At 59.9% G+C, this 22196-nt stretch carries 16 protein-coding genes, 1 tRNA gene and 1 pseudogene; 8 read left to right on the top strand and 10 right to left on the bottom strand.

Going from position 1 to position 22196, the window contains the following annotated elements; genetic code table 11:
• Positions 1 to 220 precede the first annotated feature (220 nt).
• Positions 221 to 314 (bottom strand) — tRNA-Ser (locus AW06_RS02040).
• Positions 314 to 1594, bottom strand: coding sequence for an aspartate kinase (locus tag AW06_RS02035; protein WP_034944820.1), 1281 nt, complete (start codon positions 1592 to 1594; stop codon positions 314 to 316). The genes AW06_RS02040 and AW06_RS02035 overlap by 1 nt, the downstream gene beginning before the upstream one ends.
• 253 nt (positions 1595 to 1847) lie before the next feature.
• On the opposite strand from AW06_RS02035, the gene AW06_RS02030 reads away from it, so the two are divergent.
• On the top strand, positions 1848 to 2156 hold the full coding sequence (locus AW06_RS02030) for a transcriptional regulator (protein WP_034927245.1): 309 nt from the start codon (positions 1848 to 1850) through the stop codon (positions 2154 to 2156).
• 170 nt (positions 2157 to 2326) lie between these two features.
• On the opposite strand, the gene recN is transcribed toward AW06_RS02030, so the two are convergent.
• Both recN and AW06_RS02020 read right to left on the bottom strand, forming a co-directional pair.
• Positions 2327 to 3982 (bottom strand): DNA repair protein RecN, encoded by a 1656-nt coding sequence (gene recN, locus AW06_RS02025; RefSeq protein WP_034944897.1) that lies wholly within the window; start codon positions 3980 to 3982, stop codon positions 2327 to 2329.
• Between the two features lie 35 nt (positions 3983 to 4017).
• The gene (locus AW06_RS02020; protein ID WP_273704295.1) at positions 4018 to 4944 is read right to left on the bottom strand and encodes an NAD kinase; all 927 of its coding nucleotides are present in this window, start codon (positions 4942 to 4944) and stop codon (positions 4018 to 4020) included.
• Between the two features lie 73 nt (positions 4945 to 5017).
• On the opposite strand from AW06_RS02020, the gene hrcA reads away from it, so the two are divergent.
• Both hrcA and hemH read left to right on the top strand, forming a co-directional pair.
• The gene (gene hrcA, locus AW06_RS02015; protein WP_034944818.1) at positions 5018 to 6046 is read left to right on the top strand and encodes a heat-inducible transcriptional repressor HrcA; all 1029 of its coding nucleotides are present in this window, start codon (positions 5018 to 5020) and stop codon (positions 6044 to 6046) included.
• Complete coding sequence (gene hemH, locus AW06_RS02010) at positions 6046 to 7149, top strand: ferrochelatase (protein WP_034944815.1); 1104 nt, start codon at positions 6046 to 6048, stop codon at positions 7147 to 7149. Before hrcA ends, hemH begins: the two co-directional genes overlap by 1 nt.
• Positions 7150 to 7153: 4 nt before the next feature.
• Here the strand turns inward: hemH and aceB are convergent, their stop codons facing one another.
• A complete protein-coding gene (gene aceB, locus AW06_RS02005; RefSeq protein ID WP_034944812.1) occupies positions 7154 to 8752 on the bottom strand; it encodes a malate synthase A in 1599 nt (532 codons plus the stop codon).
• A gap of 117 nt (positions 8753 to 8869) precedes the next feature.
• Between aceB and AW06_RS02000 the strand changes: the two genes are divergently transcribed.
• Positions 8870 to 9775: a LysR family transcriptional regulator gene (locus AW06_RS02000; protein WP_034944808.1), complete on the top strand. Its 906-nt coding sequence runs from the start codon at positions 8870 to 8872 to the stop codon at positions 9773 to 9775.
• Between the two features lie 756 nt (positions 9776 to 10531).
• On the opposite strand, the gene AW06_RS01990 is transcribed toward AW06_RS02000, so the two are convergent.
• Positions 10532 to 13471: an HD domain-containing phosphohydrolase gene (locus AW06_RS01990; protein WP_034944802.1), complete on the bottom strand. Its 2940-nt coding sequence runs from the start codon at positions 13469 to 13471 to the stop codon at positions 10532 to 10534.
• A 136-nt stretch (positions 13472 to 13607) separates the two neighbouring features.
• On the opposite strand from AW06_RS01990, the gene AW06_RS01985 reads away from it, so the two are divergent.
• Positions 13608 to 14117 carry an adenylyltransferase/cytidyltransferase family protein gene (locus AW06_RS01985; protein ID WP_171047380.1) on the top strand — a complete coding sequence of 170 codons (510 nt, stop codon included), beginning with the start codon at positions 13608 to 13610 and terminating at the stop codon, positions 14115 to 14117.
• Between the two features lie 179 nt (positions 14118 to 14296).
• Here AW06_RS01985 and AW06_RS01980 read toward each other — a convergent pair whose 3' ends face one another.
• The 4 genes and pseudogenes from AW06_RS01980 to AW06_RS19685 form a co-directional block, all read right to left on the bottom strand.
• Positions 14297 to 15145: an HDOD domain-containing protein gene (locus tag AW06_RS01980; protein ID WP_034944799.1), complete on the bottom strand. Its 849-nt coding sequence runs from the start codon at positions 15143 to 15145 to the stop codon at positions 14297 to 14299.
• A gap of 189 nt (positions 15146 to 15334) precedes the next feature.
• Positions 15335 to 15718, bottom strand: coding sequence for a YajD family HNH nuclease (locus AW06_RS01975; RefSeq protein ID WP_034944796.1), 384 nt, complete (start codon positions 15716 to 15718; stop codon positions 15335 to 15337).
• 72 nt (positions 15719 to 15790) lie between these two features.
• Positions 15791 to 16957 (bottom strand): nucleotide pyrophosphatase/phosphodiesterase family protein, encoded by a 1167-nt coding sequence (locus AW06_RS01970; RefSeq protein WP_034944791.1) that lies wholly within the window; start codon positions 16955 to 16957, stop codon positions 15791 to 15793.
• 116 nt (positions 16958 to 17073) lie between these two features.
• Positions 17074 to 17214 (bottom strand): annotated as a pseudogene (locus AW06_RS19685) (nuclear transport factor 2 family protein); the annotation flags it as partial.
• A 334-nt stretch (positions 17215 to 17548) separates the two neighbouring features.
• Here AW06_RS19685 and AW06_RS01965 point away from each other — a divergent pair.
• The 3 genes from AW06_RS01965 to AW06_RS01955 all read left to right on the top strand — a co-directional run bounded on the left by AW06_RS01965 (position 17549) and on the right by AW06_RS01955 (position 22171).
• On the top strand, positions 17549 to 18004 hold the full coding sequence (locus tag AW06_RS01965; RefSeq protein WP_034944788.1) for a rhodanese-like domain-containing protein: 456 nt from the start codon (positions 17549 to 17551) through the stop codon (positions 18002 to 18004).
• A gap of 16 nt (positions 18005 to 18020) precedes the next feature.
• Complete coding sequence (locus AW06_RS01960; protein WP_273704294.1) at positions 18021 to 20840, top strand: response regulator; 2820 nt, start codon at positions 18021 to 18023, stop codon at positions 20838 to 20840.
• A 233-nt stretch (positions 20841 to 21073) separates the two neighbouring features.
• On the top strand, positions 21074 to 22171 hold the full coding sequence (locus AW06_RS01955) for a methyl-accepting chemotaxis protein (RefSeq protein ID WP_034944785.1): 1098 nt from the start codon (positions 21074 to 21076) through the stop codon (positions 22169 to 22171).
• The last annotated feature ends 25 nt before the right edge of the window (positions 22172 to 22196 follow it).

The following is a 22196-nucleotide window of genomic DNA, read 5'->3' as shown; positions in this document are numbered from 1 at the left end:
GGGCAACCTGCCGCAGTCATTCAGTTCCTGGCGAGCACAGTCGTTCCCCCTCTTCATCTCCTGCATTTAAGTGAAGCGCTGTAAAACGTCACATCGAAACGTTCACTTGAAAAAAGCGAACCAAATTCCCGGAGTCAGGAGGTTTACACGAAAAACCCCGCAAAACAGGTCGTTCAGCGGGGTGTTCGTTTTTGCTGCAGAGAGTTTTCAACCGGTGTCCTGGCGGAGACGAAGGGATTTGAACCCTTGATGCAGGTTTATGCCCGCATGCTCCCTTAGCAGGGGAGTGCCTTCGACCTCTCGGCCACGTCTCCTAGGAAGGTGTGATGATATCGGTTTCACCTCGGCCGGTCAAACCAAACTTCGACTTCGGAGGTTTTTCCAGGCCGAAGGCCTTGTGCAGGACGCGCACCGCAAGTTCGAGGTATCTTTCTTCAATGACTACCGAGATCTTGATCTCTGATGTCGAGATCATCTGCAGGTTGATGTTTTCCTTGGCCAGTGCACCGAACATCTTGCTCGCAACGCCTGGATGTGAGCGCATGCCAACGCCAACGGCAGAGACCTTGCAGGTGGTGTTGTCACCGGTGATGTCGCGTGCGCCAATTCTTTCCTTGACGGTTTCCAGGATGGCAAGCGCCTTGCTGTAGTCAGTGCGATTGACGGTGAAGGAAAAGTCGGTGGTATCGTCACGGCCGATATTCTGGATGATCATGTCGACGTCGATGTTCGCATCGGCGATCGGCCCGAGGATCTGGTAAGCAATGCCGGGACGATCCGGAACGCCCAGTACGGTCAGTTTGGCTTCGTCGCGATTGAAAGCAATTCCGGAGATGATCGGTTGTTCCATATTTCCTTTTTCCTCAACAGTGATCAGCGTACCTTCGCCTTCCTCCTCGAAACTGGAAAGCACACGGAGTTTGACTTTGTACTTGCCGGCAAACTCGACCGAGCGGATCTGGAGCACCTTGGACCCGAGGCTGGCCATCTCCAGCATCTCTTCAAAAGTGATGCTGTCGAGTTTGCGTGCTTCCGGAACGACGCGCGGGTCGGTCGTATAGACGCCGTCAACGTCAGTGTAGATTTGGCATTCATCCGCCTTCATTGCTGCCGCAAGCGCTACGGCTGAGGTGTCCGATCCTCCCCGACCCAGGGTGGTGATGTTGCCATGCTCATCGGCACCCTGAAAGCCTGCCACGACCACGACGTGTCCATCGGCCAGGGCCTTACGAATCCGGTGCTGGTCGATTTTCAGAATCCGTGCCTTGGTAAAAGTGCTGTCGGTCAACACCCCGACCTGGAAACCGGTAAAACTCTTTGCTTTGAGTCCCTCGGCATGCATGGCCATGGCCAGCAAGCCGATGGTGACCTGTTCGCCGGTTGAGGCAATCACGTCGAGTTCGCGCGGATCCGGTGCAGGAGAAATTTCCCTGGCCAGGCCGATCAGCCGGTTGGTCTCTCCGGCCATAGCCGAAGGAACCAGGATAATGTCGTGTCCTTGCGCCCGCCAGCGAGCGACTCGCTTGGCAACATTCTTGATGCGATCCGTCGAAGCAACCGACGTGCCGCCAAACTTCTGAACGATCAGTGCCATCCCAAATCCAGTTGAGAAACGCAAAAGCCGGTATTCTAATGCTTGGCTTGACCTTGCCGCAAAAGGCAAGCACTTCTGCACTTCCGACAAGCTGATCATCATTAGCCTGATGTTCTATGGCAATGCCACTTGCAAAATTTCGGGGGAATCGCTTATAGTGCATCGTGTATTACCAAAGTCATATTGTATGAAGATATGGCAGGAAGTCGACTTCCTGCTGGTCCACTTTGCGTGAAGGTAAGAAAGGAGAGTCATGAGCACCGTCAACAAAGTCGTTGAGAAGGTTGATCCTCGCGAAATTCGTCGCAGGCTTGGTTTGAATCAGCAGCAGTTCTGGTCCAAGATCGGTGTGACGCAGAGTGGCGGTTCGCGATATGAAAGTGGCCGCAATATGCCCAAGCCGGTGCGTGAGCTGCTCAGGCTCGTTCATGTCGAGCAGATCGACATTCAGCGCCTCAAACGAGAAGACATCGAGGTTCTCGAATACGTGAAGGCGGAAGATCCGGAACTCTTCAAGACCCTCAAGAAAGCGGCCAAGAGCAAGCTCAAGAAGCCTGCCTGAACGTTCGGCCTAAATGTTCTGCGGGTTCCTGGACTGTTCCAGGGAGGCAGGGCCCGACGGCGCGCCGGCATATCCGTGGTCAAACAGGAGATTGTGGGAGGTTTCTGACAGTGGCCGTGCCATTGGCTTGTCGCCCCTGTGCTGACAAGCGCGCATCGTCTTGAGGCTGCTCAAGGCAGTCCCAGCATTTCCCTGGCATGCTGGCGGGTGATCGACGTGATGTCGATGCCGCCGAGCATGCGAGCAATTTCCTCGACCCGTGCATCTCCTTCGAGGGTGGCAACGTGGCTGCGAACCGCTCCTGCTCGAATCGTCTTGCTGACCTGCCATTGCCAGTTGGCACGTGCGGCAACCTGGGGCAGGTGTGTCACGCAGAGAACCTGTCTTTTGCCTCCCAACTCACGCAGCAAACGGCCTACGACTTCGGCAACACCCCCGCCGATTCCGACATCCACCTCGTCGAAGATCAGCGTCGGTACGCTTGCCGCCTGACTAGTGACCACCTGAATGGCTAGACTGATCCGTGAGATTTCGCCACCGGAAGCGACCTTGGCCAGCGACCGCGGTTCACTTCCGGCCAGGCCAGCGATACGAAACTCGACCTGTTCAAACCCTGCGGCATTCCCTCCTTCGACCGGCAACAGGGCAATCTCGAAGCGGCCTCCAGCAAGCGCCAACTGTTGCATGACCTGGCTGACTTCGCGGCCGAGTACCTCGACTGCCTGGGCGCGTTTGCCGGAGAGACGCTGCGCGAGCTGTTCATACTGCGCACGGGCAGCCGTGGCGCGCGCCTCCAGGGCGGCAAGGTCGGCGGCCTCACCCAAAACGCTCAGCCGCTCCTGCCAGCGCGCCAGTAGCATTGTCAGGTCATCGGGTGCACAGCGGAACTTGCGCGCACAACCCAGGACCGCTTCGATGCGTTGTTCGACTTCCACCAGACGCCGTGGGTCGAGTTCGATTCGATGGGTGTAACGATTCAAGGCAGAGGCCGCTTCGCCGAGTTCGGCCTGCACGGATTGCAATAGGTCGGTGATTTCGGATAGCGCCGGATCGTACTCGCAAAGCCCCTCCAGGCGATTGATCGCGGCGGCGACCTGGGCCTCACAAGCGGCGTCGCCCTCGTCCAAGATCTGCAAGGAGAACTGTGCTCCTTCGACCAGACTGGCTGCATGGCCCAAACGTTTGTGCTCCTCGTTCAGAAGCTGCCATTCTTTGGTCGAGAAGTTGAGTGTTTGCAGTTCGTGAACCTGCCATTCCAGTTGCTCGCGTTCGACTGACAAGGCCTCACTGCCGCTGCTGGCGGTATCAAACAGCGTCTTGGCCGCGCGCCAGTTGCGCCATGCGGTGGCCACCTCGGCGAGCAGGGATTCGAGCCGGGCATGCGAATCGACCAGAGCACGCTGCGCTTCGCTGCGCAGCAGCGACTGATGCGCATGCTGACCGTGGATGTCGACCAATGATTCGGCCACCTCCCGCAACTGCTGGACGGTCACTGGCGAACCATTCAGATAGGCACGCGAACGGCCGCTTGCATCCAGGACGCGGCGCAGCAGCAAGACGCCTGGCGTATCCAGATCATGCGCCTGTAGCCAGGCGGTGGCCTCCGGCGAAGCCGCAAGGTCGAACTCGGCATTCACCTCCGCGCGCTCGCTTCCGGCACGAATGAGGCCCGCGTCGGCGCGCTCACCCAGGGCGAATGCCAGGGCGTCGACGAGAATCGACTTGCCGGCACCGGTTTCGCCAGTCAGCGCACTAAATCCTTGCTGAAACTCGAGTTCCAGCCGGTCGACCAGCACGAAGTCGCGAATCGTCAAACGACAGAGCATAAGGGGATCGTCAATCTCGTCGTCACGGCAGTGGGTCAATGTTCCTTGGGTCGCTCGCTCCAGTGCAGCTTTTGTCGGAGCATGGCGAAATAGCTGTGACCAGGCGGATGCAGCAGACAGATCGAATATTCGGAGCGACGAATACGTACGGAATCCTCGTTCCGAAGGTCAACCGTCACCTGTCCATCGAAGTGGGCACGCGAATCGGTGGCGTGCACAATCCTGATCTCGATTTCGTTACGATCACCGACCAGGATTGGCCGGTTGGTCAGTGCGTGTGGGCAGAGCGGAACCAGGGCGATGGCCGAAACCTGTGGATGCAGGATCGGGCCATTGGCCGAGAGCGCATAGGCCGTCGAGCCGGTGGATGTGGCGACAATCAGGCCGTCCGAGCGCAGGTGGTAAATAAACTCGCCGTCGATGAACAATTCGAGTTCGATCATCCGTCCGATCGCGCCCTTGTCCACCACCACATCGTTCAACGCCAGGTTTGAAACGACACTGCGCTCACCACGCACGACATCGGCATCGAGCAGCATGCGTGTCTCCGGAACGAACTTGCCGTCCAGAAGGTCGTCCATGCAGGTCAGCATGTCGCTACGTGCGATGTCGGTCATGAAACCGAGACGCCCCTGGTTTACGCCGACCAGAGGCACCCGATAACGGGCAAGTTGGCGTGCGGCATTAAGCATGGTACCGTCGCCACCGACGACGACGGCGATGTCGGCATGGGCACCGAGCCAGGTGAAACTGCCGCTCGCCCAGCTCCCGAGTTCCAGATGCGAGATGACGTTGCAGGCAGTCTCTTCCTCGATCAAGACGGTCATGCCGCGTTCGTGCAGGTAATTGGCCAGCAGGCGAATCGACTCGGCAATCTCTGGACTGTGGTACTTTCCGACTAGCGCAATCGTCCGGGGTGGCGGCGCGCAATCAGCCGAATCTTCTGGAAAGGCATTGTTCATGCGCGAATTAAACCACAATTCAGCCTGCTTCCGCGGCGCCCCGTGAATGATGGAATTTTTGTAGAATCGAACCATGCTAGATGACCGCGCCAAAACGCTCCTCAAGACCCTGATCGAACGCTATATTGCCGAAGGGCAACCCGTCGGATCGCGTGCGCTGTCCCGGTACTCGCGCCTGGACCTGTCGGCAGCAACCGTTCGTAATGTCATGGCCGATCTCGAGGAAATTGGTCTGATTGCCAGCCCGCATACCTCTGCCGGGCGTGTGCCGACGTCTCGCGGCTATCGCTTCTTTGTCGATACTCTGCTGACTGTCCAGCCGCTCGAAAAGGACAAGCTCGACGCCATCGAGGAACAGTTGCTTCCCTCGCAGCCTTCGCAATTGATCAGCAAGGCTTCGCACTTGTTGTCCGGGCTGACCCATTTTGCCGGCATCGTCCTGGCACCACGCCGTCTGACGCCGAAGATCTGTCAGATGGAGTTCGTCAGCCTGTCGGAGAAGCGCATTCTGCTGATCCTGGTCACTTCTGACGGCGATGTGCAGAATCGCCTGCTCTTTCCGGGGCGCGCCTATACACCGTCCGAACTGGTCACCGCGACCAATTATCTGAATCAGCATTTTGTTGGCCAGGATTTTGAGTATATCAGTCGCCGCCTCCAGGAAGACCTGCAGAAACTGCGCGGCGATCTGCAGACGCTGATGGCCGCTGCACTGATGGCCGGTGACGAGGCAATGCGTGAATCCGACAACCGCTATGTCATTTCAGGCGAGCGCAACCTGCTTGAAGTCGAGGAATTCTCGTCGAACATGCGACGGTTGCGCGAATTGTTCAACCTCTTCGAACAGCAAACCTCGCTGATGCAACTGCTCGATCTCTCGAAGCGTGCCGAAGGGGTACAAATCTTCATCGGCGGCGAATCGGGACTGGCTCCTCTTGATGAGTGCAGCGTGGTCACCGCACCTTATGCAGTGGACGGTGAAGTGGTCGGCTCGGTGGGCGTCATCGGTCCAACTCGCATGGCCTACGAGCGGGTCATTCCAATCGTCGAAATTACCGCCCGACTGCTCTCTTCAGCGCTGACCTATCAGGCCAGATACTGATGCCAGGTTATTTCCCGGAACCGGCCTACCGTCACGATTCATCCGCGAACAGCGCCGTCCTGCTGATCAACCTGGGGACGCCGGCAGCACCGACGGCTGCGGCGGTGCGCCGCTACCTCAAGGAGTTCCTCTCCGACCCGCGCGTCGTCGAGATCCCGCGCGCTGCCTGGTGGTTGATTCTCAACGGCATCATTCTCAACATTCGACCGCGTCGGTCGGCGGAAAAGTATGCCGCGGTGTGGATGGCCGAAGGCTCGCCACTGCGCGTGCATGTCGAACGACAGGCCAAGTTGCTGCGTGGCTTGCTTGGGCAGGCTGGACATCGGGTGCTCGTCGATTTCGCCATGCGTTATGGTGAGCCGTCGATTCCGGCAACGCTCTCCCGTCTCAAGGCCGAAGGCTGCACACGCATTCTGTTGCTACCACTTTATCCACAGTACTCGGCGAGCACGACGGCCAGTGCATTCGATGCGGCTGGCGCCTGGTTGCAACGCGTGCGCAATCAGCCGGAAATACGTACGGTCAGGAATTTTGCCGATCACCCTGGCTACATCGCGGCACTGGCAGCCAGTGTGCGCGAGCACTGGTGCAGTCACGCCCGGCCGGACCGTTCGTATCGTCTGGTCATGAGCTTTCATGGGCTGCCGCGCTACACGCTGGACAAGGGCGACCCCTACCACTGCGAGTGCCACAAGACCGGCCGCCTGCTTGCCGAGGCGCTGAGTCTCGGTCAGGAACAATACCAGGTCTGCTTTCAGTCGCGTTTCGGCCGTGCCGAATGGCTGCAGCCGTATACCGCACCAACCCTCAAGGCGCTGGCAGCACAGGGCGTGCAACGGGTCGATGTGATTTGCCCTGGATTCCCGGCAGATTGTCTTGAGACGCTCGAAGAAATCGCCATCGAGGGCCGGAGTGCGTTCATGCAGGCCGGCGGCAGGGAATTCCACTACCTTTCCTGCCTCAACGAGCGTGACGACTGGATTCACGCACTTGCCGACCTGGCCGCCAGCCATCTGCAGGGCTGGCCGACCCGCAGCTCTCCGGATCCGGCCAGCCGTGAACTCGGCGCCTTGCGCGCGCGCGCCATGGGCGCCTTGTCCTGAGGGTCTATTCCATGGCTTCGTACAGCGGCAGGGTCAGGAACTCCGGGTATTCCGGTGTCAGCGACATCTTGTCGAAAATGACCGCTGCCTGATCGTAGGTGGCGGTATCTTCTCCCTGAGCACTGATGGTGGCTTTGACCTTGAGCAGTTCTTCGGCGATCATGCCGCGCACCATCTCGGCGGTAACCTTGCGGCCGTCATCGAGGACCCCTTTGGGCGAAACCACCCATTGCCAGATCTGCGAACGAGAGATCTCGGCTGTGGCGGCGTCTTCCATCAGGTTGTGGATCGGTACACAGCCGTTACCGGCTAGCCAGCTGCCGAGGTAGTGAATGCCGACGTTGATGTTGTTGCGCACACCGGCTTCGGTGATGGGTTGTGAAGGCTGGAAGTTGAGGAAGTCCGCTGCCCTGAAGGTCTCGTCGCGCTTCTTTTCCCACTGGTTCGGGCGATCGCCGAGCACTTTCTGAAACTCTTCGGCAGCGATCGCCACCAACCCTGGGTGGGCCACCCAACCGCCGTCGAAGCCATCATTGGCGTCGCGTGTCTTGTCGTGACGGATGCCTGCCAGCGCCTTTTCGTTGGCCACCGGATCGTTCTTGATCGGAATCAGCGCACTCATGCCGCCCATCGCCGGCGCGCCGCGCTTGTGGCAGATCTTGACCAGTTGCAACGCGTAGCTGCGCATGAAGGGAACCTCCATGGTGATCGCACCACGGTTGGCCAGGCAGAAGTCGGGGTTCTTCTTGAACTTCTTGATGCACGAGAAAATGTAGTCCCAGCGTCCGGCGTTGAGGCCAGCCGAGTGTTCACGCAGTTCGTAGAGGATTTCTTCCATCTCGAAGGTGGCGAGGATGGTCTCGACCAGCACGGTGGCTTTGATGGTGCCGCGCGGCAGGCCGATGTGCTCCTGCGCCAGGATGAAGATGTCGTTCCACAGGCGCGCTTCGAGATGCGATTCCATCTTCGGCAGATAGTAGAAGGGGCCAGCGCCGCGCGCAATCTGCTCTCTGGCGTTGTGGAAAAAGACGAGTCCGAAGTCGAAGATGCCGCCGGAAACGCGCTGACCATCGACGGTGACGTGTTTTTCGTCGAGGTGCCAGCCGCGCGGACGAATTTGCAGAGTGGCGATGGTGTCGTTGAGCGTATATTTCTTGCCGGCTTCGTTGGTGAATGACAACTGGCGCCGAATGGCTTTGTAGAGATTAACCTGGCCCTGGATCTGGTTGTCCCACTTCGGACTGTTCGAGTCCTCGAAGTCGCTCATGTACGAATCGGCACCCGAGTTGTAGGCGTTGATGATCATTTTGGCTTCGACCGGGCCGGTGATTTCGGTGCGGCGACGCTCGAGCGCCTTCGGTAGCGGTGCAATTTTCCAGTCGCCGTCGCGGATAGACCGGGTTTCCGGCAGAAAGTCAGGCATCTCGCCAGCGTCGATCCGTTCCTGGCGAGCAACGCGTGCCTGCAACAGTTCCTGGCGGCGATCCTCGAAAGATCGGTGCAGTTTGGCGACCAGAGCCAGTGCCTCGGGGGTGAGAATGGTTTCGTAACCGGGTTGGATCGGTGCGTTGATTTGCATGCCGGCGGGTAGATTAAGACTCATGCGATGACTCCTGTCGATGGTTGATGATGCAATGCAACGATTCTATTAGAGGCTGCATTCAAAGATAATAGCGATTGGAATCAAATTATCTTTTACCTCTGGTATCGAATCTGAGAGATGGACCATATCAAGCAAATCGAGGCCTTCGTTAACGCAGCGACACGTGGCAGCCTCTCGGCAGCGGCACAGCTTGAAGGGATCACGCCGGCAGTGATCGGGCGCCGGCTCGATGCTCTGGAGGCACGCCTTGGCGTCAAGCTGCTGCTGCGCACGACGCGAAAGCTTTCACTGACCTTCGAAGGACAGGCGTTCCTTGAGGACTGTCAGCGCATCCTTCACGAACTCGCGAATGCCGAAGCGGCGGTTTCACTGGGTGGCATTCGTGCCAGCGGTCACCTCAAGGTGTCGGCCCCGGCAGGTTTTGGGCGCCGGCATGTGGCGCCGCAGGTGGCTGCCTTCATGCAGGCCAATCCACAAGTCACCGTGCGGCTTGACCTGACCGATCGGCTCGTCGATCTGCTCAACGAGGGTGTTGACTGTGCGGTACGGATCGGCGAAATGGCCGATTCGAGTCTGGCGAGCAGCAAACTTGGCGAAATGCGTCGCGTCATCGTTGCCAGCCCAGCCTACCTGGCAGAATACGGTGCGCCTGGTACGCCGGCCGAACTGGCCTTGCACAACTGCCTGTCGCTTGGCCAACAACGTGGCTGGGCTCTGCGCCAGTACGTGGGAGGTGAGGTGAAGAATTACAAGGTGTCGGGCAACTTCGAGTGCAATGACGGAGCGGTGTTACACGCCTGGGCACTGGCCGGCAAGGGTCTGGCCTGGCGATCGATGTGGGAGGTAGGTGACGATTTGCTGAGTGGCCGACTCGTTCCCCTGCTCGACGAGCATGCGGCACCCAGTGTCGGCATCTACGCCGTATTTCCGCAACGCCGGCATTTGCCTTTGCGTGTTCGGCTGTTCATCGATCAGCTCAAGACGACTTTCGGTGACCCGCAATATTGGGGGCTTGGTCACTGAACTGCCGTCTGTCGCGTAACTAACAGCGTATCAGGCCGGTCACCGGATCACCCCGCATTGCTGGCGGCTCGCTTGGCGGCTCGCAGCAGCGCCTTCCTGGCTTTTTCTGCCCGGATGTGCGCGAGTGCCTGAGCCTTGTTGCACTCCTTGCAGTAGGAATGAAGGCCATCCGCACTTCGTGAATTCTTGTGAAATTCCAGTACCGATTTTTCTTGCTTGCACTTGACGCAGATTTTCGTAGTCATGGGAGAACGTGAAGGTTAGGGAAGACAGAAGGATTAGGTGCCACATATGAAGATCATAAAATTAATTAATTAAATGATCCGTGACCAATGGCACAATTTATTTCAATGCACCCTGTCATTTCCCTCGAACCTTTCGTCGAGACCATCCCCTCGCCCCATTGAACACTCAAGTACATAAAAAGTCCTGCATATCAGCATGATGATCTGTCATCAGGAGAGCCTTCGGGAGGCGCCACCGGATCGTGCAGCACCGCTGGCAAGAGCCAATCGAGAAAATTGAAGTGTCAGTCTGGCGGGGGATGAATAAGAAAATACTATGCCTTAATATAATCTGTATTTATTGAACAGCGGCTTGGGCGGCAGTTCCTTGGCGCTACCGGCGATTGATCGGCTGCGGTTGCAGAATGATTCTGACAGTCTGTGGCGAACGCCGCGCTCGACGATGTCACACCCGGTTGCGTACGCGGCTCCTGGAGGACGAAACCTGCATCCGCGCGGATCAAGGGCCGCGTCAAACGGCGGCTGGAAAGGGAGGCGTTGCGGTCAGCAAAGCTTCGACGTCGACCGCGTCGATCTGCTCTGGCTGCATGAATTGTCGTGCGTAGTCGAGATATACGCCGGCGCGCAGGAAGAGTGCGAACAACTCCGGATCGATATGCTGCTCCTGTTGCATCCGGGACATGATGGCCAGTGCTTCCGACAGCGTCTTGCCCTTCTTGTAGGGTCGGTCGACCGCTGTCAAAGCCTCGAAAATGTCGGCGATGGCCATCATTCTCGCCAGCGGACTCATTTGCTCGCGCCTGAGTTGCCGCGGATAGCCGCTACCATCCATCTTTTCGTGGTGCCCACCGGCGATTTCTGGTACTTGCCGGAGGTGTCTTGGGAAAGGTAGTTGCGAAAGCATGACCAACGTCTGCACGATATGCTCGTTGATCTTGTAGCGTTCCTCTGTCGATAAGGTGCCACGTGCGACAGAAAGATTGTAGAGCTCGCCCCGGTTGTATAGCAGCGGCGGGACCTGCATGCGAAATCCCCAGCGGTTGTCTTTCGGCATGCGATCTTGCGCCCGCCTGGCGATGAAGTGCTCTGGCTTGTCGGCGAGTAGCGTTTCGGCAACGGGCAGTGTGGAGCAAGATGTGCGCGCCTTGCGCAGCCTCTCATCCTGCGAGATGCCGATGCGGTCATCGAGTGTGCGCAGCCAGGTGCGCGCGGCGATCGCCTGCAGGCGATCGATGCTTTCCGGCGCCATGAATTCACCTCCTTCGTTGCATCGGGCAACGAAGGCAAAGTCGTCGTCGAGCTGTTGCAGTTCGGCGGCAAGCTGGCGGTGCACCGTCTCGGCGTCCTTGCCGGCGGCAATGGCCTGCAGGCTGCTGATTTCTTTATCACGTTTGAGCACTTCAAAGCGCATCCGTATTTCGTGAATACGGTCATGGATGGTTTCCAGCTTGGTGGCCTTGTCCACCACGTATTCGGGCGTCGTCACCTTGCCGCAGTCATGTAGCCAGGCGGCCACGTGCAATACTTCCCAATCATCCTCGGATAACTGAAAGTCCTGGTAGGGACCACAACTGGCAGCGCACGCCGCGCGTGCCAGCATCTTGGTCAGTTCCGGAACGCGTGCGCAGTGACCGCCAGTATAGGGGCTCTTGGCATCAATGGCCGCCGCGATCAGTTGGATGAACGCTTCGAACAGATCCTTCTGCGCCTTGATCAGTGCCTTGCTTTCGAGCGACACGGCGGCCGACCCGGAAAGCGCCTTGACGAAACTCAGGCGGTGGCTGTCGGTTTCCGTCTCGCTGAGCAGAATCATTGCCCCGACCAGCTCGTTCTTGCGGTTGCACAGCGGAACGGCCATGGCGTGGCTAGCCTGGGCCAGGTTCGCAGTCGCCAGCCCCAGGCTATCCAGATCTTCGGGCTGTAGTCGGCCGGCACGGGCGATGCCTTCGGCCAATGCGGCGCCGAGCAACGGGCCGGTGTGCGCGACGTCGAGCGAGGGCAAGTCGCCGGCCAGTGCCGAACCGCTGTCGTCGAGTGCCACGGCTGGGTTGAGCTGACTGGCTTCGGCCAGGTAAAGCACTCCGGCCCGCGCCTCGGCGGCCGAGAGCGTATCGGCGAGCAGGCGCGGCAGCAAGCGGTCGAAATTCTGCTCGGCGGCGACGGTCTGGCTGATGTCCAGAAAGCGATGGATGGTTCTCTTCATCCCGTCCATGGTCAAAGCCAGTTCGGTGACTTCCTTGATCGAAGACTCCAGGACGATCGGGCGAGAAAATTCGAAATGGCGAATCGCCTCGGCTTCGCTGGCCAGGCGGCGCAGCGACCGCGAAATGCTCTGTGCTAGCAGCCAGGTGAGCGGAATCGACAACAGCAGAACGAGCAGCGTGGCCTTCGCCGATTGACGTATCACTTGCCGCGCCCCGGCCATCAGCTCGTTTTCCGGGATGGCAGTGACCAGGTAGAGTGGTGGCACTCCTTCGAGGATGAGGCGATTAACCGAGACTCTCCACTCGTTGTCACCCACCTTGACGCCAAGGGCATGGGCAGCCTCCTGGCCCTGCATCTGCCTGACGACGGTCAGGAGCGGAACCAGCACCGGCACAGCCAGCTCGTCGATTCTCGCCAACGACGGTTTGCCATTGCTTTCCGGCGAGGCCAGCACCATTCGCGAAACATCCTCGTGGGCCAGCACGTAGCCCTGAGCGTTGACGAGCACCATCTCGCTTCCCGGGGTCACCTTTTGTCTGGCCAGTGACTTGCCGAGCGTGTCGAGCAGGATGTCTGCACCGACCACGGATCGTCCGCCGCCGGCGCGACTGGCCAGTGTCGTGCCGACCCGCCGGCTCGAGAAAAAGAGGTACGGAGGCGTTTTGACCTGCGTTGGGGAGGCCAGTCCTTCGGTATACCAGATGCGGTCACGCGGATCATAGGCCGCGGCGTAGTCCGGACGATCGTCGTCCCGCAGGGTCTGCAGGGCTGCGTCAAGATAGATAAAACGTCCGCGCGGCGGTGCTGCTGCGACCCGCTCAATGCTCTGCACGACGTAGTTCGCGCCGGCCGGCACTCGAGCGGCCTCGCTCGCGCTGCCATGGCCAACACGTCCAACCAGAAAGAAGTCGCCATTGTCGTAACCGACGTAGAGCGAAGACAGCGCCGGCGAACTGTCGAGCGCCTGGCGCATGAACTCCAGGCTGTCAAGACGCTCCTTGAGCGAGGTCGCGCTGGTCACACGCTGCAGGCTCAACAGGTGAGTAGCCACCTCAGCAGGCTCGATGATGCGCCGCATCTCAAGCAGTGCTGCACGGCTGATGCGCGCCGTCAGGTCGGCAGCGGATTCTTCCAGCAGCTTGCTGCTGAGTTGGTAGCCGATTCCGCTGAGTACGCCGCATACGAGAAGTATCAGCGCCAGAAACAGCGTCGAAATATGGATATGCAGTGGGTAGCGATGGTGCATGTGGAGGCGCCCCTGTGGCGAGTCCCGAATAGCGAACGATACCGAAAAAGCATGGATTCGTGCGCCCAATGATCGAAATGATCGGCGACGCCGGGTTCCGAAAGACTGTACGATGTGCGCTTTTGCGGAGTCACGGATGCCCGATCCAATGCCTCAACCATCGACCCACCTGCCGGCATTCGAACACAAGATCGTTGCCCCCGGCGAACTTGCCGAGCGCATAGACAGCGTGCCGCGTCCGCTGGTGTTCACCAACGGCTGCTTCGATCTGCTGCACCGCGGCCATGTCAGCCTCCTTGCCGAAGCACGCGCACTCGGCGCGACGCTGGTCGTTGCGCTGAACTCGGATGCCTCGGTCCAACGTCTTGGTAAAGGCGATGACCGTCCGGTCAATTCCTTGAGTGATCGTCTGGCAGTCATCGCGGCTCTCGAATCGGTCACTCTGGTGACCTGGTTTGAGGAAGATACGCCATTGCAGCGCATTCTCGATTGCCGTCCCGACATCCTCGTCAAGGGGGGCGACTGGCCGCTCGAGAGAATCGTCGGCAATGAGGAAGTCAGCGGCTGGGGTGGTTGCGTGCGCTCCTTGCCGTTCATTCACCAGACATCGACAACCGGCTTGCTCGCCAAGATCCGGCGGCTATAGTACACCGCGCTGACAGCCATCGATTGCGCTGCGGCCCGTTACTGTGAAAGTCGCGTCAGCGACTCACGAGCCTCTTCTCTCACCTCGCGGGAGAGGGGTTGGGGGAGAGGGAAACGGTCATGACTTTCATGATCGGGGCGGCTGGAAAAGCCATGACCGTTAGGCGCCTGTCGGCGAATTCAGGAGCAGAGCGCGTTTTTCAGCGAAGCCAGGTCTTCTGCAGATTCGGCAAGCAGGGTACCGAGCGCCTGGGTGTCAAATAGCTGCGACAGCTTGGCGGGATCCAGCGGCACGCAAAACAGGCTGTCCCGCCAGCCATGTTGCAGATTGGCCAGCCTGTTGGCGACGAACAGCACGTCCCCCAGCGTTTTCAGGGTATCGATCGTTCGATCTTGTTCGTGCTCCTGTACCACCACCAGCAGCTCTTCCGGCATCCCCATCGCGGCCAGCAGTGCGTGCCCGATACTGTCATGCCATTCGACCAGCAGCGCATGCAGTTCAGCCGGGTCATCGACCAGTGTGGGGAAATTTACTGCCCGCGAGAGCAGGTAGAACACGCCGATGTCATGCACCAGGCCGGCGAACATTGCCTCGTCGGGACTGACCTGGGTCAAGCGACGTGCCAGGACGCGTGCCAGCGCGGCGACCTGCATGGTGTGTTCCCATAGGCGCCGCGACAGCGCTTCGAAAGGGGCCATCTTCTTGGAATTGAGCAGTTGCTCCATCGCCACGGCAAAGGAAACGCTGCGCACTGCCTCCATGCCGATTCGAGAAATCGCGCTATTGACATCGACGATGGCCTTTCCAGAGGGGTTCATCGCTACCGAATTGGCCAAACGGATGATCTTGGTGCTCATCAGGGGCTCGGCGCTGATCAGCGTACCCAGATGGTGGATGGTCAAATCGGGTTTTCTGAGTGCGGTTCGTACCTGAAAGGTGATGTCGAGGAAAGTCGGAAAAGAAACGACTTCGCCCGAAAGGTCGCGGGCGATGTCCTCAAGGATACGGAAGCAGTCTTGATTACTCACTAATATTGTTCTCACATACGCTGTGCACGATGAGGTGGCCGAGTGGTTTGGCAGAATTGCCAAGCATCACGGGGTTAGCACGAAGCAATCGAATTCTGCCTGAAAACGGCGAGCAAGGGGGCCGCCGCGCAGACCTGCTCCATGACAAGATAATCGGTGTTCATCCGGGCGTGCCTTCGCGAGGCAGGGTCAGCGGCTTTTCAGGAGTTCCTTGAGATTAGAGAACGGCTGCGCTGTCGCCGGCGCCCTGGCAGTCGCGCCAAGCGAAGTGATTCCGACCTGGCGGGCCGCGGCTGCGTCGAGCTCCCTGGCATGTTCGTTATCGTGGCAGTAGAGGCATAGAAGCTCCCAGTTGCTGCCGTCACTGGGATTGTTGTCGTGATTGTGGTCGCGGTGGTGAACGGTGAGTTCGCGCAGATTCTGGTGTGTGAATTCTCGGGCGCAGCGACCACAAATCCATGGGTAGATTTTCAGGGCCTGTTCGCGATAGCCCGCTTCACGGCCAAGGCGGTTGCGGATGGCGTCGGCGATCAGACGATCGGTATGTGCAGTTTTGGCATGGTCATTGGCCATTGCTAGACTCCTCAAGAAATTAGGCGCGGGGCAAGCCGCTGATCCCGGCAGTTAATGGGAAAGCCATGACCGTCAGGCCAGCAGGGCGACCAGCGGAACGCACATCTCGCTGCTGCTGATGCCGCCATGTACGCCGAGCATTGCAAACTGCTTTTCTCCCGGCAGCCAGTCCTTGATCGTCCAGTTGTCCTTCATCACCAGGGTGTAGTCGCCGATTCGGGATGCTAGGCGCGGATGGTAGGGTGGAGGACCGAACCATCCGCCAGCGATCAGCCGGTCGCTGGTGTAGAGGTGGGCAGCGCGGGCAAGATGGCGGCGCACATAGTCTTCGAAAACCGGCCGATTGGCCGAGGCGACGTAGCAGTAGGCGACCCGGCGCTCACCGCACAAGGGCCGGAGCAACAGTGCGGCGAGCTGTGGATGGTCGTCGAGACTGATGACCCTGCGGGGGGGAGAATCAATGAAACCATGGTCGGCGGTGAGCAGCACCCAGGTATTGCTGCCGCGCAGCTTGCGGAGCAACTCACCGAACAGGGTGTCAACTGCACTCAGCGTCTGTTGTGCCTGGCGGCTGTCGGTGCCGTAATGATGGGAACAGCTGTCGAGATCGGGGTAGTAGGCGTAGACATAACGCGAACGGGTCGTTTCCTGCAGCAATTCGCCCAGACAGGCAAACATCTCGGCAACCGAGTTGTAGGCACGGGTCTGCGCAGCCCGCGAGTGCCAGGCGTTGAAGGCGCTGCCGACGATGCTCTGTGGTGCCACTACCCAGCACTCGCGATCCAGCCTCTGAAACAGCGACGGATGCTCGAACAGGCGCGCTGGCAGCGCGGCTGGCGACAGTCGGGACGGCCCTAATCGGGGTGTCAGCGGCAGGATTGCCAGGGTCTGGTCGATCTCGTCCAGATGCATATGCCAGCCGGTGAGACCGTGCTGCGCCGGCGCGAGGCCGGTCATGAAGGTGGTGATGGCGCTGGCAGTGGTCGACGGAAAAACCGAAGTCATGCTGCCGAGCAGATGGTGTTGGAGATGTGGGCTGCTGGCGTGTCTGGCCAGCGTCCGTTGCCCCAGCCCATCGATGACCAGCAGTACGATATGCCGCGCCCGGCCCAGTTGCACCGCCGACAACGCCGGTAGCGATGGATATGGACTGCTGGTGCTGCCGCAGGCCGTGGCGATGCTCTGCATCAGATTGACGATGCTGCCGCCAGCGTAGTCGGGAAGATGAGTCGCACTCATGATCCGGCCATTCTACGCCAAGCGCCAGCGCTGGGTGTTGCCGCAAGCGCCTGGCAGCCGGACTCACCAGCATCCGGCCAGGTTCTGCTCCTGGCATCGCATGCGCACCTCCTGGATCAGCATCCGGCTCGCAGCCCGACCCTTTCAGGCTGCCAGTACCCTTGCAAGGCACGCATCAAGATCCCGAGCACGGGCAGTTTCATGTCCAGTTCCTCCCCGGTATCCCGGTAATCGCGGTGGTGGCAGACTTTGCCCTGGTCACCAAGACTCGCGCATCCGCTTGCGAACATATCAATTTCAACATGGCCGCAAGTCCCAAGAAGAAGTCATGTTCCCAATTCTATATGCCAGGAGAAAGGACAGTTAAAGTCACTGATGACCGAGCTTGGTATAGTTATATAGTTATCTTCGTCATTCAGTTTCCGTGCTGTTTGCCGTTAACGGTGACATCTGACCTTAGTGGGGGGTTCTACGACCACAAGTAGGCCGCTCTGCTCACCAGAGCACGGTTGCCATCGACAAACGTGGCTCGCGCCTGCTCGGGCCAATTGGCCCGAGCAGGACCTGACTCATTCTTTGGGGGAAATCTTGATGAATGCCCTAGCCAGCCTCGCAGCCATCCTCATCCTTGCCGTGGCGCCCGCCGCCGCCGACGATGTCAGGCCCGATACGCCAACCAGCGTCAAGGGCGCCCGGATCGTCACCGTCGAGGAAGCAAAGAAGCTGCTCGACAGGAAGGCTACGAACTTAGTCGACGCGCGCAGCCCCTTGAATTTCGGCAAAGGACACGTACCGGGTGCCACGCTGGTGTCCTACAGGGAGAAAAGCGAGTACAAGGTCGACTTCGATGCGACGCAGGACGTTTTCGACCTCGCCAGGCTGCCCGCCGACAAGAACGCAAGCGTCGTCATCTACAGCGATGGACCCAGCGGCTGGAAGGCTTACAAGGCAACCGTCCTGTCAGTCAGGGCGGGCTACCGGAATGTGCTGTGGATGCGCGACGGCTTTGCCGGCTGGGTCGGCAAGTCTCTGCCGGTCGAGCACTAACTCTGGCGGCCAGCGCATGTTCGCCAGAAGACGCAGCATCCGCAGTCGGTTGATCATTGCCGGGATCCTGTCGCTGGCGATCGTTGCCATTCTGGCCGCGGCCGGCGCACGCAGCTATCGCCTGATGCAGCACAGTTCAGCGATGGCCGCGGCGGCCGCCGAGGGATCCGTCCGCCTGCACCTTACGCTGCGCGCGCTCGATGAGATCATCCTGACCGAAGGTACCCTGTCCGCCAAGGTACTGGCCCGGCAGCGCATCGTCGATTTCGACCGATCGCTTCCGGATTTGATCTTGGCTACCGACGATCCCGATCTGAAAGCACAGATCGAGCACTCGTTCGCCCCCCGCTGGCACGCGTTCAGCCGCGCGGCCGAGGCCTTCAGCAGAATTCGGGTGATCGGCGTGGAAAACGAAGATGCGATGGCCACCTTCGGCAAGCTGATCCACGACGCTGACGAGTTGACCCGAGACATGGAAACGTGGCGCGTCAACGTCGGCGAGGCCATCGCAGCCGAGTTGCACCGCCTGACCGAGGCGGCAACCGTGGCTGCTGTGCTCATGGTGCTGGCACTCCTGGCACTATTCGTCTGGACTTACCGCGGCATCATGCGGCCGATCTCGGACCTGCTCGCCATCACCGCCCGGGTGTCGCAGGAAGGTGACTATGCGACACGCGCCAGGGTCGACCCGGGCGACGAGATCGGCGAACTTGCCAACGGCTTCAACACCATGCTCGACACAATCGAGGATCGCAACCACCACCTGGCAGTCCAGGCCGCCGAATTGCGCGACGCCAGGGATCTCGCGGAAGCCGGCAGCCGAGCCAAGAGCGAGTTCCTGGCGGCGATGAGCCACGAAGTCCGCACGCCAATGAACGGCATTCTCGGTATGACCGAGCTGCTGCGTAGCACGCCTCTGTCCGTCCAGCAGCGACGTTTCGCCGATACGGTCTATCAGTCTGGCGAGCATCTTCTGAACATCATCAACGACATCCTCGATTTCTCGAAGATCGAGGCCGGCAAGCTGGAGATCGAGTGCATCAACTTCAACCTGCGCCAGCTGGCCGAGGATGTGGCGAACATGTTTGCGCAGCCGGCTACGGTCAAAGGGCTCGAAATGGTATGCAGCGTTCCCCACGATCTGCCGGTGGCGGTCATCGGCGACCCCATGCGTGTCCGCCAGATCTTGACCAACCTTATCAGCAACGCGGTCAAGTTTACCAGCGAAGGGAAAATCGTCATTACCGTCAAGCTGTTAGACGAAACCGCAGAGCAGGCGCGTTTTCGCTTCCAGGTGCAGGACACCGGTATTGGCATCAGTGCGGAGGCGCAAGCGCGGCTCTTCGGCGCCTTCGTCCAGGCCGACAGCTCCACGACGCGGCGGTTTGGTGGCAGCGGCCTCGGTCTGGCCATCAGCAAAGGTCTAGTCGAAGCCATGCAGGGCGAGATCGGCCTGCATAGCGAGTCAGGGCGGGGCACGCTGTTCTGGTTCGAACTGCCGCTAGGCAAACAGAATCCAGACGCTCGCCTGACCGCCGACCTTGCCGGACGCCTCGCCGGCCTGCGAGTCCTCGTCGTCGATGACCATGCGACGAATCGTGAACTCCTCGCACACCAGATCAGCGGATGGTCAATGCACTACACCGGTGCCGCGAGCGGCAGTGAGGCCCTGCAGGCACTCGCTGCCGCGGCGGCGATCGACCAACCCTTCGATTTGGCCATTCTCGACCTGCAGATGCCGGCGATGGATGGGTTTGAACTCGCCCGGACAATCAAGTCCAACCCACGTCATGCTGCCCTGCCACTGGTAATGCTCTCGTCGGTCAGCGTTGGAGGAGACGATCCGGACCGTCAGGCGGCGCCTGTCGATTACTACCTGAGCAAGCCGGCGCGCCAGTCCGACCTGTTCGACGCCATCGCCACGGCGATCTCACAGCAGACCTTGGCAGTGCCCGCCACCGCGACACCCTCACCCCTGCCAGTGCCGACCAGCGCTCTCACCGGCCGGGTCCTGGTTGCCGAGGACAACGCGGTCAATCAAGAGGTAGTGGCCGCCATGTTGGCCTCGATTGGAGTAAACCATACTCTGGTGAGCAACGGCCGGGCAGCCATTGCGCAACTGGCACAGGAACATTTCGACCTGGTCCTGATGGATTGCCAGATGCCGGAAATGGACGGCTTCGACGCCACTGCGGCGATCCGCTCTCGCCAGCGTGAGGGGACGCTGGACCGGTACCTGCCGGTCGTAGCGCTGACCGCCAACGCCGTCGAGGGCGACCGCGAACGCTGCCTGGCTGCCGGGATGGACGACTACCTGAGCAAGCCATTCACGCGCGAACAACTCGCCAGCGTTTTGGGGCGCTGGCTAGCGCAGACCGACCCCGCGCCCGCCGGATACGCCGACGGTCCGGCGATGCTCCCGACTACGCCGGACGCCCCCTCCGCCGCGGACACCGACCAGCCGATCAATCCTCGTGCCCTCGACGCCATACGCCAACTACCCGGGCCCAACGGCGCCGTGCTGGTGCAGAAAGTGATCGACGCCTACCTGACCGACACACCTCCCCGTATCGCGCAACTGCGAGCGGCGGTCGACGCCGGCGATGCTGAAGCCTTGCGCAAGTCGGCGCATGCCCTCAAGTCGAGTGGCGCCAATGTCGGTGCGGAGCGACTGTCGGCGCTGTTCAGGGAACTGGAAGCGCTCGGCCGTAATGCCACCGTGGACGGTGCAGAGACGCTATTGACCGACCTTGATGAAGAACTGCCACGCGTACTCGCGGCACTCGGCGATCACCGTTGCAGCGCCAAGGCGGAACGTGCCGGCCTTGAGACATGAGTGATCCAGCCAGCTGTCTTTCGGGCCTCGGGGGCAATCGTAGACAGGTTTCGCCTGGGCGACTGCTTCGCGGTACTTGAGAATACCGACCTCATCAACGTGGATTTCTGGGACAATGGCGGTCCAGCATCCGCTCGCGGCCTGCGCGCATTGTGATGTCTCTCTTTCGAGAACGACGATGCCCAAGGGTCATGGAGCATCGGACGCTTAACTGCGATGAGGGAGTAAGCACCGTGTTCGGCACCGCTAAGCTCAAGCAAGAAATCGCTCAATTGCAGCGTACGATTGAGGAACAGGAGCGCACATTCGCGAGCAGGCTGAACAAACTGGACGACGAATGCACGGCCTTGCGAGCGGAGCGAGATCGGGCAAATGCCCAGCTTGCCTTCCATGCTGGCGTCTTTGACAACCTCGTGCACTTTGCACGCACAGCGGAGGGAACGCAACGTTCTCTGGCCGACTTGGCGAGCGCAATGAAGGGTGAGGCAAGCACGGCCGACAGTGCATCGATCCAGGCGTCTGAAAATGTCGGCACTGTCAAGGCCGTCTGCGATAACGTCCGCCTGATGACGAGCAATACAGAGCATGTAGGGGAGATTGTCCGCCGACTGAGTCACGAAGCCACCAAGATCGGCGGCATTGTGGACCTGATCCGGGACATCGCAAACCAGACCAATCTCCTGGCACTGAATGCAGCGATCGAAGCCGCTCGTGCGGGTGATCTGGGGCGCGGTTTCGCGGTCGTCGCCGATGAGGTGCGTCGACTGGCCGAACGCACCGCAACGGCGACTGCCGAAATATTGCATCTGGTCACCGCGATCCAGGCGGAGACAAGCAACGCCAGCAAGGCCATGGAGATCTCTCCCGAGCAGGCCTCGTCTTTCCAGGCAGATGCTCTCGCGGCGACAAGCAAGATGGAGTCCCTGACCGCTCTCGCCGAACAAGCTCGTACCACGATAAGCGCCACGGCACTGTGCACTTTCGTCGAGGTAGCCAAGGTGGATCACCTGATCTACAAACTGGAGATTTACAAGGTGATGATTGGACTTTCACAAAAGCAGGCAGGGGATTTTTCCAGTCATACCTCCTGCCGGCTCGGCAAGTGGTATTACGAAGGAGACGGACGGCAGTTCCTATCGAAGCTCGCTGCCTATACCAGGCTCGAAGCGCCGCACAGACAGGTCCATGCTGCCGGCCGCGAGGCCGTCGGCCACTATCTGGCCGGTGAGTTCGAAAGTACTGTAACCAGCCTTCAACTGATGGAGCGAGCCAGCGAAACGGTACTCCAGGAGCTCGAGAACATTGCCGTGGAGGGCGCGCGAGTTGTCTGACTGTCGGCCTCGATCATCGTTCCGG

This window comes from Candidatus Accumulibacter cognatus (assembly GCF_000584975.1).
In the GTDB taxonomy this organism is placed as follows: Bacteria; Pseudomonadota; Gammaproteobacteria; order Burkholderiales; family Rhodocyclaceae; genus Accumulibacter; species Accumulibacter cognatus.
Note: the sequence above shows the minus strand (reverse complement) of the source record. Positions and strands in the feature narration are given on the sequence as shown.